The sequence below is a fragment of the Carnobacterium viridans genome, assembly GCF_900102725.1.
GTDB classification, from domain to species: Bacteria; Bacillota; Bacilli; order Lactobacillales; family Carnobacteriaceae; genus Carnobacterium_B; species Carnobacterium_B viridans.
In genome coordinates, this window is record NZ_FNJW01000008.1 from 1,167,839 (window position 1) to 1,182,119 (window position 14,281).

Annotated in this window: 17 protein-coding genes; 4 read left to right on the forward strand and 13 right to left on the reverse strand. The window is 35.2% G+C overall.

The window, feature by feature from the left end; all coding sequences use genetic code 11:
* Entirely contained in the window at positions 1–552 is a 552-nt protein-coding gene (locus BLT48_RS07010) for a GNAT family N-acetyltransferase (protein WP_089976562.1), read from the reverse strand.
* A 219-nt stretch (positions 553–771) separates the two neighbouring features.
* On the opposite strand from BLT48_RS07010, the gene BLT48_RS07015 reads away from it, so the two are divergent.
* Positions 772–1,737 (forward strand): glycosyltransferase family 2 protein, encoded by a 966-nt coding sequence (locus BLT48_RS07015; protein WP_176944090.1) that lies wholly within the window; start codon positions 772–774, stop codon positions 1,735–1,737.
* Positions 1,738–1,935: 198 nt separating this feature from the next.
* The gene (locus BLT48_RS07020) at positions 1,936–2,730 is read left to right on the forward strand and encodes a 2-keto-4-pentenoate hydratase (RefSeq protein WP_226776565.1); all 795 of its coding nucleotides are present in this window, start codon (positions 1,936–1,938) and stop codon (positions 2,728–2,730) included.
* A 490-nt stretch (positions 2,731–3,220) separates the two neighbouring features.
* On the opposite strand, the gene BLT48_RS07030 is transcribed toward BLT48_RS07020, so the two are convergent.
* From BLT48_RS07030 to BLT48_RS07070, 9 genes are all read right to left on the reverse strand, one after another.
* A complete protein-coding gene (locus BLT48_RS07030) occupies positions 3,221–3,502 on the reverse strand; it encodes a YkvA family protein (RefSeq protein ID WP_051923331.1) in 282 nt (93 codons plus the stop codon).
* A gap of 154 nt (positions 3,503–3,656) precedes the next feature.
* Complete coding sequence (locus BLT48_RS07035; protein WP_218123360.1) at positions 3,657–4,364, reverse strand: VIT1/CCC1 transporter family protein; 708 nt, start codon at positions 4,362–4,364, stop codon at positions 3,657–3,659.
* A gap of 79 nt (positions 4,365–4,443) precedes the next feature.
* The gene (locus tag BLT48_RS07040; protein ID WP_143019107.1) at positions 4,444–4,740 is read right to left on the reverse strand and encodes a hypothetical protein; all 297 of its coding nucleotides are present in this window, start codon (positions 4,738–4,740) and stop codon (positions 4,444–4,446) included.
* Between the two features lie 158 nt (positions 4,741–4,898).
* The gene (locus tag BLT48_RS07045) at positions 4,899–5,564 is read right to left on the reverse strand and encodes a uridine kinase family protein (RefSeq protein ID WP_035020411.1); all 666 of its coding nucleotides are present in this window, start codon (positions 5,562–5,564) and stop codon (positions 4,899–4,901) included.
* Positions 5,565–5,784: 220 nt separating this feature from the next.
* Entirely contained in the window at positions 5,785–6,675 is an 891-nt protein-coding gene (locus BLT48_RS07050; protein ID WP_089976573.1) for an SDR family oxidoreductase, read from the reverse strand.
* A gap of 285 nt (positions 6,676–6,960) precedes the next feature.
* Complete coding sequence (locus BLT48_RS07055; RefSeq protein ID WP_143019108.1) at positions 6,961–7,464, reverse strand: DUF3592 domain-containing protein; 504 nt, start codon at positions 7,462–7,464, stop codon at positions 6,961–6,963.
* Between the two features lie 258 nt (positions 7,465–7,722).
* A complete protein-coding gene (locus tag BLT48_RS07060; protein WP_035020415.1) occupies positions 7,723–8,691 on the reverse strand; it encodes an electron transfer flavoprotein subunit alpha/FixB family protein in 969 nt (322 codons plus the stop codon).
* 16 nt (positions 8,692–8,707) lie between these two features.
* Positions 8,708–9,496, reverse strand: a complete 789-nt coding sequence (locus tag BLT48_RS07065; RefSeq protein ID WP_035023970.1) for an electron transfer flavoprotein subunit beta/FixA family protein — start codon at positions 9,494–9,496, stop codon at positions 8,708–8,710.
* An 11-nt stretch (positions 9,497–9,507) separates the two neighbouring features.
* Positions 9,508–10,638, reverse strand: a complete 1,131-nt coding sequence (locus BLT48_RS07070; protein WP_081896445.1) for an acyl-CoA dehydrogenase family protein — start codon at positions 10,636–10,638, stop codon at positions 9,508–9,510.
* 198 nt (positions 10,639–10,836) lie between these two features.
* On the opposite strand from BLT48_RS07070, the gene BLT48_RS07075 reads away from it, so the two are divergent.
* Both BLT48_RS07075 and BLT48_RS07085 read left to right on the forward strand, forming a co-directional pair.
* Positions 10,837–11,538: a Crp/Fnr family transcriptional regulator gene (locus BLT48_RS07075; protein ID WP_089976582.1), complete on the forward strand. Its 702-nt coding sequence runs from the start codon at positions 10,837–10,839 to the stop codon at positions 11,536–11,538.
* A gap of 413 nt (positions 11,539–11,951) precedes the next feature.
* Complete coding sequence (locus BLT48_RS07085) at positions 11,952–12,656, forward strand: Crp/Fnr family transcriptional regulator (RefSeq protein WP_035020419.1); 705 nt, start codon at positions 11,952–11,954, stop codon at positions 12,654–12,656.
* A gap of 111 nt (positions 12,657–12,767) precedes the next feature.
* Here the strand turns inward: BLT48_RS07085 and BLT48_RS13860 are convergent, their stop codons facing one another.
* From BLT48_RS13860 to BLT48_RS07095, 3 genes are all read right to left on the reverse strand, one after another.
* Entirely contained in the window at positions 12,768–12,944 is a 177-nt protein-coding gene (locus BLT48_RS13860; protein ID WP_176944093.1) for a hypothetical protein, read from the reverse strand.
* Between the two features lie 171 nt (positions 12,945–13,115).
* Entirely contained in the window at positions 13,116–13,499 is a 384-nt protein-coding gene (locus tag BLT48_RS07090; protein ID WP_089976585.1) for a VOC family protein, read from the reverse strand.
* Positions 13,496–14,146 (reverse strand): sugar O-acetyltransferase, encoded by a 651-nt coding sequence (locus BLT48_RS07095; protein ID WP_089976588.1) that lies wholly within the window; start codon positions 14,144–14,146, stop codon positions 13,496–13,498. Before BLT48_RS07095 ends, BLT48_RS07090 begins: the two co-directional genes overlap by 4 nt.
* Between the last annotated feature and the right edge of the window lie 135 nt (positions 14,147–14,281).

Consider the following 14,281-nt stretch of genomic DNA (forward strand, 5'->3'; position numbering starts at 1 on the left):
TTAAGACAAGTAGTCTTGTTTGAGAATAGAGTAATGAACATCATCTATATAACGTTTTTTGTGGATTCTATTTTTTCTTAGCGTCCCTTCATAAGTCATGCCTAAACGTTTCATTACTTTTCCGGACATTGGGTTTTCACTATCATGGCAAGCAAAAATACGTTCCAATCCTAATGTTTCGAATCCCAGCTCAAGAATTATTTTTCCTGCTTCTGTAATATACCCATTTCCCCAGTAAGCTTTATTTAGTGTGTACCCGATCTCCGCACTATTTTTTTCTTCCTTTAACCTTAAATCAATTGTACCAATCATCTTTTCAGTTTCTTTCAATACAATGCCGTACTTCCCAAGAGGTTCTTTCATAAAATGAACAGCAATATTTTTTCTCGTTTCTGCTATATCCTGATGCTTTTCAAAAACAAAACGAACAGTTTCTTCATCAGAAGCATATTCAAACATATCTTCCGCATCCGATAAAACCACTGGTCGCAACAGAATCCGTTTCCCGTCTAAGTGATTGTGACAACTTAGTAAATAACTATATTCTTCCATTCATTTCACCCCCATTTCTTTTTAATTTAGCATGCTGGATTTAGTCAGTCAACCCTCATGGCCTTATTGCTTGTACACAACGCGATGAGGTTAACTGTTAATTGTTGACAATCGTTCATAATTTCGTAAACTTAGTGTAAGCCTTTGCGAATGGTTGGTATTTTTTCAAACCGGTTCCTAAGCTGCCTAGTTAAATTACTAAAGTTGGGAGGGTCCGTTATGATTTCAATAGTTGTCCCGATTCGTAATGTTGAAAAATCATTGACTAAGTGTTTACAAAGTATTAAAGGTCAGACCTACCATCAATTGCAAGTTATTTTGGTTGATATTGGTTCAATTGATAAAAGTGGTGAAATCTGTGAAAAATTTGCTAAAAACGATTCTAGATTCACTGTTATCCACATTCCAAACAGTAATCTTTCTGTAGCAAAGAACATAGGTCTATCGCATGCTCAAGGAGAACATATTTGCTTTATTAATGCTGTTGATTGGATTGACTCAGAAATGTTGGAACGTCTCATAACGACAGATAAATTATATAATGCTGACATGGTTACTTGCAGATATTATGAAGATACTATTTCGGAACTCTATCTCGTTCCCGGACCTGATGAAACAAAAATGGTATCAAAAAATGAAGCCATTCAACTTTGTCTAGCTCAAACTAGAACTCATGGTTTTTTATGTAATAAACTCTTTAAATTAGATTTATTTAACTCTTACCCCACCATCCGTTTTGATGAAAAAATAGGTTATTATGAAGATTTATTAGTAGTTATACAATGTTTCTTCAAAAGCCAAACCATTATTTACAGCCCGCCACCTCATTACCACTATTACTTAAGTCGGCATTTGCCAATAAGTGTGTTGCAAAACAAAGCAAAATTAACCGGTTTAACTGCACTAGAACAAGCCATTGATTTATTAGTCCAAGACCCTACAATCGATACACGCATACTTAAAGACTATTATATTAGGCTAACCCTCTCCTCTTTATTTCTCTTAGTTTCCTTAGAAAACGTGACTAGTCCACTAATAATTGAACTTAAACAAAATTTATACCGCTATGGTTTGTATGAACACAAGGACAAAGATTTAAGAAAATGTCATCTCATAACCCGTAGAAATGTTGGATTAGGCAAAATTTACTGGGATATGTTCTACAAGAAAAAGTTAGCAGAATGACCAATGTTAAAATATGGTGAATAAGTACTTTATTTTTAATTAAAAAGAGTTGCTTCTGAAAAGGAGTGATTCTTTTTCTTGCATATTATAATTTTAAAAAAATTCCCTACTTTATAAAAAAGGTACCCGTTAGGAATAAAGTATTCGTTTGTATTACCATTTTTATTTCCATGTGATATAATGGCAATCAGATTATAAATGGGTAATAAAAAGATTGGAGGAATTATCATCGTACACTCAACATTCGTAAATCATACTCTTTATCCTGCTTATCAAGACGTGGACTCTTTAGACAAAGCAATATTTCCTAGCAATATTAGTTTAGAAGAAGCCTACACTATGCAACATTTGTTTACAGCAGCAAAAGAACACAATGGCGAAAAACTTCAAGGGTATAAAATTAGTATGACTAGTCCGGAAACACAAGCTCTTTTTGATGCCTCAGAACCGTTATACGGGCAGTTAACAAGTAATCGGGTTCGTAACACCCTTTCGTTATCAAAAGATACAGCCCATGCATTAATAGAATTGGAACTAGTCTTTCTTGTTCAAGAAGAACTCTCTTCTGAAGATTCAATTGAGGATATTCTTAAAAAGACTACAGTAGCACCAGGGCTAGAGGTACCAGATTCTCGTTTTCAGGATTGGTTTCCAAAAATGTCCAAAGAACAGGTTTGTATAGATGGAGCAGTAGGTGGGTATGTTTGTTATGGTTCATCAAAAAAAGCTACATATGAAGATTTAGACAATATACAAGGTCGATTGATTCATAATAATCAAATCATTGCTCAAGACTCATCAAGAACTGTTATGGGGCATCCTGTAAAAGCAATAGAATGGTTGCTAAAAAAATTAAGTACACAAGGTCTTTCACTCCAACCTGGTATGTTTATTTCTTCTGGTACTTTTATTATGCCTAAAGTGTTAGCTGCTGGTACCTATAAAGGAGAATTTGACAATTTTGGTACAGTAACATTAACCATTTCTGAATAAGAACTTTAATAGATAACCACCTTGCGTACGGTTCCGTACACGGCGGTTCAATAATTTAAGTATCACTTACGCTCATATAGTAGGATTAAATCTTTTAATCCCCACTGTATGAGCTTTTTATTTGTTATCGAGCAGTGCAGAACTTCACTGCACGAAATACGCCAATACCCTTTACGGCTTGTGAGATCTCCTCGGGTATGAATGATAACCTTCCACTCATGTCACTGCCTCATTTATTGTAGAAGATTCGTGCAGCATTGGACTTTACTTTGTTGAGAAAGCTCGTCCTTCTCCAGTCAGCCTTATATGAGATTTCTGTCCGTCAATTCGAGTGTTTGCGTCCGACTTCCTTCAAATTTCACTTCACAATGGACACCCATGCCGAGCGTACACAAAAAGCCTTACTTTTCTATGAAAAAGTAAGGCTTAGACGTGTTGAGAGGTAGAACGTTATCCCAGTCTGCTCTCTTTTTTATAGCTAATTTAGCAGTTAAACTTTTTCAGCTTCTTTTCTTATTTGAGCAGTGTTTGTTTGGGTATCATCTGAAAGTAATTTGTTGGCAACGAGTAAAAGTATTGGAAGAATAACATCATCTGCATATCCCACTACTGGAATAAAGTCGGGGATAAAATCGATTGGACTGATTATATAGAGAATGATCCCTGCTACCATTAGTTTCTTTTTCCCGCTTGTTTTTGTATTAAATAAAGAAATTATAAGAGACTTCACTTGTGACATTGGGGTCTTATTTTGTTTTGTCTTCATTTTCATTTTTACATGACCTCCATCTTTTTTGACTACAATTAGTATAACTGTAGCCAGACTAAAATGTATCGGTCTAAAGCATGATTTTTTAAGCTAGCTCTTTAGCTTTTTTTGAAAAAACTGTCATTTCAGCTGCTAGATTAGATCGAAAAATCCTACATCAAAGACTTCCTAAAATGACACCTACAATATAGGCAACTACAGCAGCCAATCCTCCAACTACTAACATTTCAATACCAGACTTCAACCAGTTTGATTGATTAATTTTGGACTTTACTGCCCCTAGAATAAATAACGTTATTCCGGTAAGCATAGAAGCAATAAAAAAAGAATTCTGTACTAAAATTGGTAAACCTAGTGAAAATACATATGTCAGAAGTGGAACGACACCAAAGAGACTAAAAGACAAAAAAGTGGCTAGAGCATTTTTAAGAGGCAATTGTTCAGTTGAGTCAGAACCATACTTTTCTTTCCATACTTGATTTATAAAAGGTTTTTCATACTTCGCAAGTGTTTTTACGATTACGTTCGCATCCTCTTTATCCACTCCTTGGTCTACAAATGACTCCATCATTCGCTTCACTTCTTTTTCATGATGGTTTACAATCTCTAATTGCTCTTTTTGCCATGTCATTTTTTCATACTCGTTTTGAGATTTTGTTGAAAGATAATCCCCCACAGCCATTGAAAACCCGTCAGCTAACAAGTTAGAAAAACCTAGAATCAAAATAACATTGAGCGATAATTCTCCGCCAACGCTTCCTGCTACCACAGCAAAAGTTGTAACGATGCCATCCAATCCTCCATAAACAATACTTTTAATGTATTTACCATTGCTAGTTTGTCTTTTTTTTCGTGGATTAGTCATTTTAATCACTCCTTATATGTAGATTGATAAAAGATTATTCATAAAGCTTATTGACAAAAAGCGATTGATTATTAGTACTTTAATTTCCCATATTCGATGTGAGTGTTGTGATTATCCACAAACCCATGATCAAAACTAGTGAACTGATCGAACTCACAAAAATACTTAACAAAATGTATTTCATTTTTTTCTTAACTAAATAATCTTTAACAGAAAAAGCCACTATAAATAGACCTATACAACTAACTAAGATCCAACCGGCCAATCCTGTAGTTGTATAATCAATCGAGAAAACTAAAAAATACAGCATCAAAAACAGTTGGATACACAAAAATAGTTCGCGATAATTTTTCAACCATTTCTCGATATCATCCACCTTCACTTTCTTAAGAACTCATTCTTCATGTGAATATATTAACAATTAATCACTACTAATGCAATAGTTATTTAAAAGTATATTACGCATTATCTACTTAAAGACAAGATACTTTGTTCAATAAGTTCATATAAATAATAGAGTGATTTTTATGTCCTCTAATTTCCGCTCGGTTTCACTAGTTTAGTAAAAAGATTCTTTTCTATGCATACTTCTTCATTTGAATTTTTGATAATAATATCAAAGTTCTGGCTGAATGGATGCATAAACAATACGTACTGAATGCGTCGTTGTTCGTGAGACTGACTTAGAGCAGTTATATCCGTACCTCTTTCCAAAATATCCCTTCCAACTCTTCTTACTAACTCTGTTTCATCATCTGTGTAAAAGTAAATTTTCAGATCCATTAACTTAGGATCAATAAATGCGACACTCATTCCTTCTATGATCGTGACTTTTTTAGGAGATATCAACTCACTTTTTTGGTAAACCGTATCTATAGTATAAAAGTCTAATCCAGATTTGACCATTCGAATATCCCTTTCTAGAGACGGTGTATGATGAGCATCTGGATGGCAAGCAGTCATTTTTGAATGATAGCTTTTATGTTGATAGGGATAGGAAATCATGGCGTACTTCCGTAATTGTGACGGAACAATATAGGGGTCTGTATTGAGATACGATACTTCATTTAGTCCTATCAATTGAGCCAGTTTAGTAGAAAAAGTTGTTTTACCTGCAGCACCATGACCCGATATACCAATAATCACCGGCCTGTCTGATTTATTTATCCAATTTATAATTTCTTCAACTAGTAGTTTCATCCCATCACCCTTTTATCTGTCTTTTATACTTTAGTATGCATCCTTAACATTCTAGTATTAAGTAATTATGCATCAAGATATAGTCAATTTATTTTACCATTAATGAAACCGTTATTTTTACAAAATATGTACTTTCTAAATAGACTAACCTATTCAAAAAAATAAAAAAGCAGTATCCTCTAAATCAATAGATTCTACTACTTTTTATCTCGTTACTATTTTAAGCTAATTCGGTGCCGCCAGTTATTCCATAAATTTGAGCAGTCACATAGCTTGATTTCGTAGAAGCTAAGAACACATAAATATCAGAAAGTTCTACTGGTTGTCCAGCTCGTTGCAATGGAGTATCTTGTCCAAACGTTGGAATGGCTTCACTTGGCTGACCACCAGAAATTTGTAATGGTGTCCAGATAGGTCCAGGAGCTACTACATTAACACGAATGCCTTTTGGCGCTAGTTGTTTTGCTAGACCTCGGCTAAATCCATTGATTGCAAACTTAGTTGATGCATAATCTAGTAAATTTGCACTTGGATTGTATCCTTGTACAGAGGATGTTGTGATAATAGAAGAACCTTCTGGTAGATAAGGTAATGCAGCTTTTATCACCCAAAATAGAGAGAAAACATTAATTTCAAAGGTTTGTCTTAGCTGTTCTGTTGAAAGTTCTAAGATGTCTTCAACAGCCTGTTGTTTTCCAGCAATTAAAGCTAATATATCTAATCCACCAAGTTCTTTATGTGCTTGATCAACCAGTTGTTTACAAAATGCTTCATCACTTAAATCACCTGGGATAAGAATAGCTTTTCGACCAGCTTGTTCAATCAGCTGCTTCACTTCTTGTGCATCTGATTCTTCTTCTGGAAGGTAGTTCAATACAATATCGGCTCCTTCACGTGCGTAAGCAATGGCTGCAGCGCGACCTATACCAGAGTCTCCTCCTGTTATAAGAGCTTTTCGTCCAATTAATTGTTCATTGCCTTTATAGGATTCTTCACCGCAATCTGGACGTGGTTCCATTTTACTTTGTAATGCAGGAGGTTCTTGATATTGCTTTGGAAAGTCTTCAGTAAAAAATTGATTTAATGGGTTTTCTAACTTTTTATTTTGCATTTATCTCTCTTCTCTTACTAGTAATGAATAACTTTATCTTAAAATTTTTATCCTATAATTTCAACTAATATGTCTTCAGTTGAGTCGAAAGAGCTTAAGTTGTTTTTTGCCATTTTGTACCTGCTATAACTTTATCTGTCTTGAAAGTCAGTTTTTCCTGTGAAGAGAAAAAAAGAAATAGAATTTCAGATATTCTACCATCTATTACTAAATTAAAAAGATTCGTATTTTAGCTGCTATGTACCTAGAGTAGTATTAGACATTTTATTCATTGGAACTAAAAGTTTATACAACGAGGTATAAAAAAATTCCCATAATAATAAGATAAACGGCCCCGTAAAAAAATATTTGGGACAAAATACTTTTTACATAACGTTGCACGTAATTTTCTTCCGGATCTTCCGGGTTGTAATACACATCAAGAACAGATCCACGGGGAATCTCTTTTTCTAAAGGATTAAAAGAGATTCGCGGATTGCGCTTCACACGCAATGTTGGTGCAAACTTATCTCCAATAACTTCTGCTTCTCCATAAACCGTAGCCGCCTTAACTATAATTCCTCGATAAACTAATTTCCCTTTATAACTTTTTCCATCAACCTCAAATTTAACTAATGGATAAAACAAACCATTTCCACGTGCTTCATAACCATAAACCTCACCTGACGTTTTGCTCGTACAGTTAACCAGTTTCTTTTTATCGCGTTTTTTTAATAAGAACGCAACAAACATAAAAATTAGGACTAAGGCAAACAATCCTAAAGAAAGCCAAAATTTCAACACTACCATCCTATCACCTGCTTACTACCAGTATTTTGTCCATATTTTTGAGTTTTTGTTTTAGTTCATCAAATTTTCGACTCATCTTAACATCTCCTCTTTTTTCCATTTATAGGACGACTTAAGGATAGAAAAAACAAACCTAAACTTCAAGAAATTTGATTTATACTTGAACATTAAAAAAAGTAGCATCTTGAAAATCAGATGCTACTTTTCTCACTTATAAAGTTATTTCTTTTTGTTTGAATTTTTTTCTAGATTATAGACCTATTGAACAACTTTCAAAAATCCTTCTAAGAAACTAGCCGAATCACCGATATAACTGTAGTCCGAATGGTCAAAAATAGGTGCTTCTGGGTCTTTATTAATCGAAACCACCAGTTCTGCATTTCCAATTCCTGTTGTGTACTGTACTGCTCCATGGATACCTAAATTGATCAGTAATTTAGGTGCAATGGTGTTCCCAGATTGCCCAATTTGATCTTCTCCATTAAATTTAGGATGGTCTGTCAATGGACGAGTTACGCCAATCTTTGCCCCTAGTTTACGAGCAAGCTCTTCTGCCAACTCAACTGTCTTATCATCTACAGCTCCTCTTCCTATAGCGATTACTCGATCAGCATTGGCAATACTATCGCTTTTAGAAAGCAAAGGAGTCTCTTCTATAATTTTCACGCGTTTTGCTTCTTTAAAAGCCAAATCATTCACTTCTGTTACCGTAACTGTGGCGTTGTTGATTTTCTTAGCTTCAAAGGTATTAGGTCGTACAGAAGCCATTTGCGGACGATGGTTAGGACAAATGATCTCACACATGATATTATCCCCATATGATGGTTTCGTTTGAACTAACAAGTCACTGTCAAATGATAAATTTAAACAATCAGACGTCAGACCTGTATTCAATTTTGCCTGCAGGCGTGGTGCAATTGAACGACCGACAACTGTAGCTCCAAAAAGAATACTGTTTGGTTGGCGACGTTTTGCTAATTCTGCCATCAAACTAGCAACTTCAGAATCCATCGCATCTTTTAAACGGTCGTCTTTTACTACAACAATTTCATCTGGACCATACTCTTTGATATTCTCTTCTAAATTCTTGTCTGTGGCTTCAAATAGGATAACAACAACCTTTTTATCACCAGCAATTTCTTTTGCTTTGGTTATCAATTGATACGTAACCGGTTGAATGATTCCTATATGCTTCTCTGCGTATATCCAAATTTCTTGGGTAGTCATTTTTTCCTCACCTCTCTTAGAGTAAATTAGTGGCTCTTAATTGTATTAATAATTCACGAACTGCTTCATCAGCCGTTCCTTTAAGAACTTTTGTAGCTTTTGCTTCTTTTTCAGGTGCCCATACACTACGTACCACTGTAGGTGAACCTTTCAACCCAATTCTATCAGGATCAACAGATAAACTAATTTCATCCCAGATACGAATGTCTTTTTTGTAACTTTGTTGAATATTACGAGGTGTCGGATAGCGCGGTTCGTTCATTTCGCTACGCACAGTAACTACTGCTGGCAATTGGAATTCAATTTTTTGCTGCATATTCTCTAATAATCGGGTTGCAGTCATAGATTGATTAGAATGGCTATGAAGTTCACTTACAAATGTAATTTGTGGACAATCTAAAAATTCAGACACAATAGGCCCAACTTGACTAGTATCTGCATCCACTGACTGGCGACCAAACAACACTAAGTCTACATCTTTTAATTCTTTGATAGCTTGGGATAAAACATATCCTGTGGCTAAAGTGTCAGCTCCGCCAAATTGTCGAGAACTTAAAAGTACAGCATCATCACATCCCATGGCTAGACCTTGTCGTAAAGTCATCTCAAAATCTGGAGGTCCCATAGATATTAAAATGATTTCTCCACCCCATTTGTCTTTTAAGCGTAGAGCTGTCTCAATGGCATTTTTATCGTAAGGGTTCATCATTCCAGCTTCTCCAGAACGAACAAGATTTTTAGTAACGGGATTTATTTTTAAGTTATTTGAAACCGGTACTTGTTTAATACATACTACGATCTTCAAACTCATTGAACTCACTCCTCTCCCTCATTTACAACTTCTTTAGCGATTTCAATCATCATTTTTTCTAGCGATCCTTCAGCAAGTTGCAAAGCACGAGCATCGCGAATTAGATGTTCCACAGGATATTCTTGGCTATAACCATACCCACCTAATACCTGTAGTGCTTGGTCAGCTGCTGTATATGAAGCACGACTGCCGTATGATTTCGCCATGGTAGCCACTTTAGCATAAGGCTTGCCTGCCATTTTCAACTTAGCAGCCTCTTGATAGAGCAATTGCGTATTTTCTTTAGCAATAGCGATTTCTGTTATTTTCTCTTGAATAGAATACAACTGAGTAATAGGAATACCTTTTACTTCACGTTGTTTTGCATAATCAACTGCAATATTCAAAGCATGTTCAGTAATACCCGCTGCAATCGCACCCATTGAAATACGCGCGTCATAGTGAGCATTATCTCCTATTTCCACGCCTTGTCCTACTTTACCAAGCAAATGATCTTCACTGACAACCACATCTTCCAGAAAAATTTCTCCAATAGGTGTGCCATTCATCCCAATAAAACTTTCTCTCTTTCCGTGTTTAAAGCCAGGCATATCTTCATCCACAAGGAAACAAGATAATTCTGTTGGGGACGTTTTGAGAAGCACACAATAGACTTCCGCTAATCCACCATTTGTAATCATCGTTTTATTACCGTTTAGTATCCATTTATCTCCTTCTTTAACAGCTTTGGCTGTGAATCCCATTACATTAGATCCACCTTGTGGTTCTGTTGAAGAAAATCCAAAAATACGATGATTTGCTTGTGGCAAGTATTTTTCTTTCAATTCTGGTGTTGCATATTTTAATACTTGATCAACTGATTTGTAATGGCCCTCTAAAGTAAAGGCAACACTGGCATTACGGACAGCAAAATCATAGATGGTTTGTGAACTAGCAATAGCATCAAACCCGGCACCACCATACTCTTCTGGTATAGTTAAACCTAAAAATCCGGTGTTTACTAGTTTATTCCATAACTCGTTAGGGAAATCTCTTTGCTTATCAATCAACATATCCAGTGGTTTAACTTCTTTATCAGCAAAATCCGTAACCATCTGGTGTAACATTACTTGCGATTCGGTTAGTTTTATACTCATTATTACACTCCTTTTGTTCAGATATACACAAGAAAATTTTCAATTCGTTTAACAAAATTAACTATAGCCTATTTTTTTTTCGATAGAGTTGATTTAAATCAAGTACAGGTATAATTATAAAAAACATTTCCTTTTCTAAAGTCATGAAAACTGGTAAAATTAAGTAGTATTGTGAGGAATTACAGAGGAGAATACAGGATGAAAAAAATTTATTCAACATCTTATCATCATACTTATCATTGTGAAAAAACAGCGCAGTGTTGTATATCTAACGTCCCCTTATTTCAATCCCTAACAACCGAACAAAAAGAACAAATTCATTCATTAATCCATCACAAACACTATTCTAAAGGAGAAACGATTTATCGACCTGGTGAACTTGCTGATTCTCTTCATGTATTACAAAGTGGTAAAATACGTGTTTATCGATTATCAGATACGGGAAAAGAACAATTGATCCGAATGGTAACTCAAGGTGAGTTCACCGGAGAATTAGCTTTGTTCAAGAAGGGTGTTTACCAAGCATTTGCGGAAGCGCTAACGGATTGCTCGATTTGTGCTATCAAACATTCCGATTTTCGTGAGCTTCTTCTTCAATGCCCAGCTATGTCAATTGAAATGTTGGCTACAATTTCTGACAGATTGGGAACTTCTGAGCAACAAACAGCTTGGGCAACTACCGAAACTGTACGAGACCGTTTATTACACTTTTTGATTAGTTTAACTGACACTACTGAAAAAGAACCCATTGTTGAGCTAAAGATGGCTAAAAAAGATTTAGCCTCTTATCTTGGAACCACTTCCGAATCATTAAGTCGTGAACTCACTCGGTTAGAAAAAGAAAAAGTTATTCAAGAAATGGCTTATGGAAAGTTTAAACTGAATATGCATTCCCCTTAATTGATATCCAGCTTCATTTTTTTTTATGGATAAGAATACTTTTACATTTGCTACAATCTCTTTCCTTGAGAATGAACTTAACAAGACAACTTAATCATTCTTGATTGTAGTCAATTTTTTACTGTTAGTTATGAAGTAAGATACAAGTATAAAGAAACCACAATTCGGCTCTGTACTTTTTAGTGTTGATAGCTTAGTTAAATGAATGGCACGAAAATTCTGGAGGAATAGGGTTTGCTTGCTTACATTGGATTCAATGGCTCTCCACAAGTAATCTCGTCTATTCTAGAAGAAATTTTATTTTCTTGTATCAATACCATTTTACGAAGAGTCCACAATTCGAAAAAGGCAGCAAAGATTGTTATACTTACGTTATTGAATAGGCTTAAAAGTATGTTAATGGAGGGACTACAATGAAAAAAGACACTACGCACCATGATCATTCCGTTGAATCACATAAAGCTTGCGTTTCCTTAGTCCCGATTTTTAATCACTTAGAAGATGGGCAGCTAGATGAAATCATGGGAACCACTCATTCAGTTTCCTATCAAAAACATGAACTTATTTATCATGCCGGGGATGAATCTAATGCTCTTTATATTGTTAACAAAGGAAAAGTTCGTATATATAGATTATCGGAATCAGGGAAAGAACAGTTAGTTAGGATTTTAAATCCCGGTGATTTCACTGGCGAGATGGCCTTGTTTTCTGAGTCTACCCATGAAACTTATGCAGAAGCAATGGTCAATACCAAAATATGTATGATTAATCGTTTGGATTTACAAGAGTTCCTAATGAAATACCCTTCAATTTCTTTAAAAATTTTAGCTGAGTTTTCACATCGACTTGACGCTTCTGAGAAACAGTCCTCTCGCTTCGCAACAGAAAAAGTTGATACGCGCATCGCCTTATTTTTAGTAGATTATCTCGATAAAGAAATATCTGGAACAGATGAACTCACTTTACCAATGAGTAAAAAAGACTTAGCTTCTTATTTAGGAACCACACCTGAAACAATCAGTCGCAAATTTAACGAGCTAGAAGACCGAGGTTATATCAAACAATTGACGCATAAACAAATTCGAATAGTCGATTTAGACGGTTTGTTATTTGTTTAGGTTAAGCATATGAGTGATTAAAGTAAGGAGACTGGAATAATCATTCCAGTCTCCTTACTTTAATCGTTTTTTTCTATTTCAACGTATTCCTTTTATTTATTACTTTCCAAATCAGCCAAGTAGATTATCTCCAACTGTTTTTTTAGCTTCACTCATTAATTCTTTTTTCTCATTGTCATCAATTTTTCCATCCTCATGGGCTTGTTTAACTTCTTTTAATAATTGTCCTGCTTTTTTCGTGTCTACACTTTTGAGTTTTTGTTTCAGTTCATCAAATTTTTGACTCATTTTAACATCTCCTCTTCTATCTATTTGTAGTACATCCTAAGAATAAGAAAAACAGATGAAAATTTCAAGTAATTTGATTCATATAAAAACTAAATGAAAGCACTATCTCATTTCCAAAAATCAGCTTGATATTTGTTTGCAAACCAATTCCTTTGGACTTTATTATCAATTTTAAATCGTAATTTCTATCCAATTTCCTTCAGGATCGGCCACAACACTTTCGTAGTACCCGTCTCCTGTCCAACGAGGTTGACCAATAACCGTATGCCCATCATCTAAAATAGTCTTGGTTAACGCATTGACTGCTTCTTCACTACCTACGCTAATAGCTAGGTGTGCCCAACCTAAAGGTATTTCTTCTGGTTGATAAGTAATAGTGGGTTGTTGCATCAATTCTAATCGAACTTCTGATTCAGAAAAAGTTAAAAAATAACTGGCAAAACCACGATTAGCATTTTCATAACGTTCTCCTGATTGAGCTCTAAAATACGTTTTATAGAATTGACGCATACGCTCAATGTCTTTGACCCATAATGCTACATGTGCAATTTTCACTTAGAGACCTCTCCCTTAATTGTGGTATTCTGCTCATTCGCGATTTCTGACCAGTAAGCAGCTTGTTTATCTTCCCAGAAGTCTTTGTCTTCTTGGGTAATGTCTCGAATAACCCGACAAGGGTTTCCAACGGCTATCGTATTCGATGGAACGTTTTTTGTTACAACGGATCCGGATCCAATAATGACATTGTCCCCAATAGTCACACCTGGGTTCACTACGGCACTTCCGCCAATCCAAACGTTATTTCCAATAGTAATCGATGTCCCAAATTCTAATCCACTGTTGCGCACAGTTGGGTCAATTGGATGACCTGCTGTGTACAAGCATACTCGTGGCCCAAACATAGCATTATCTCCAATTTTGATTGGAGCAACATCTATCATAACGCAATCAAAGTTTGCATAAAAATTTTTGCCAATGGTAATATTTTGCCCATAATCAACTCGTAAAGTCGGCTCAATGTAGATATTACCTGCTACTTCACCAAAAATATCCATTAGCAGTTGCGTACGATACGGCTTTTCTTCTTCAGTGGTCGCATTAAATAATCGAATTAATTGTTGTCCTTTTTGTCGCATAGCTTTCAATTCTTCTCCTTGTGCAAGGTACAATCTCTCTGCTAACATTCGTTCTTTTTCAGACATTTGTGTATCTCCTCATACTCAAAATTTTATTTATACGTTCTTTTAAATACGCTTTCATTCAAAACTAAACAATGTACCTTTATCTATGTAATCTAGTAACCTTTTTATTTCTTCTATTATCTAGAAACAAAAAAA